This is a genomic window from Paenilisteria riparia FSL S10-1204, from assembly GCF_000525995.1.
GTDB lineage: Bacteria > Bacillota > Bacilli > Lactobacillales > Listeriaceae > Listeria_A > Listeria_A riparia.
The window spans coordinates 1-873 of record NZ_AODL01000065.1 but is presented as its reverse complement, the minus strand read 5'-3'; the positions used below and the strand labels follow the sequence as shown (position 1 = coordinate 873).

Annotated in this window: 1 pseudogene; it reads left to right on the top strand. The window is 40.3% G+C overall.

Features of this window, described 5'->3' with window-relative positions:
* Window positions 1-92 precede the first annotated feature (92 nt).
* A pseudogene (locus PRIP_RS16010) lies at window positions 93-873 on the top strand (hypothetical protein); the annotation flags it as partial.

Here is an 873-nt window from a genome sequence, read left to right as displayed (position 1 = left end):
CTAAATATGAGCGTCTGAATAATACCAAAATAATCCGATTCATGCGGAAATATTGGCATTTTAAAAAAAAGCAGAAAATTGAGGAATGACACGTGAAAAAAATTGAGAATATATACCATGAAATTGAATACTTACAGAAGAAGATCTTAAACAACATTCGACCAGAAGTCATCGAGAAGGATGATTTTATCAATGCAGATAACTGGCATAGTTCCAATGATGCCCTCACGTTTGAACAAGCAGAAAAAGCCGTGAAAATTCATAATATGAGCGAACACTATGTCTATCTTTCTTATTTAGAGACGAACTTATTGTTTAGTCGGTATCCGGCCAATATTATTGAAGCCGTTCCTGGCGAATTATTCGAATTTAATATTCACTTGGAAACAACGGGTGTGAACGCAACCAAAATAGCGATTATCGAATATGGCTACAAAGGAAAACTGAAGGCAACTTTATTTGAACCAAATAAAAAGAATCGTTTCAAAGCATCACAAGATACGATTCGTTTGCGATTCGCGTTACGTGTACAAGGCAAGAGTGAAGTCCTTATTACAGATTGTGAATGTCATCGTATATTTGATGAAACGAAAGCACACGCGCAAGGAAGCGCACAACTGGAAGCGCGGACGCGTTTAGCCAATATCCAGCATACGAAGGAACTACGCATGGCCTGTATTTTTGATGAATTTACGCGCACCTGTTACGACAAGGAAGTGCAACTGATTTCTTTTACACCGGACAATTGGGAAGAAGTGCTGGAGCGGGAACAACCCCATGTACTCATGGTCGAATCTGCGTGGCATGGCAATGAGAAGGCCTGGGAATACAAAATCGGTCGGTATGCGAACCAAGACCGTAGCGCCTTGCTTG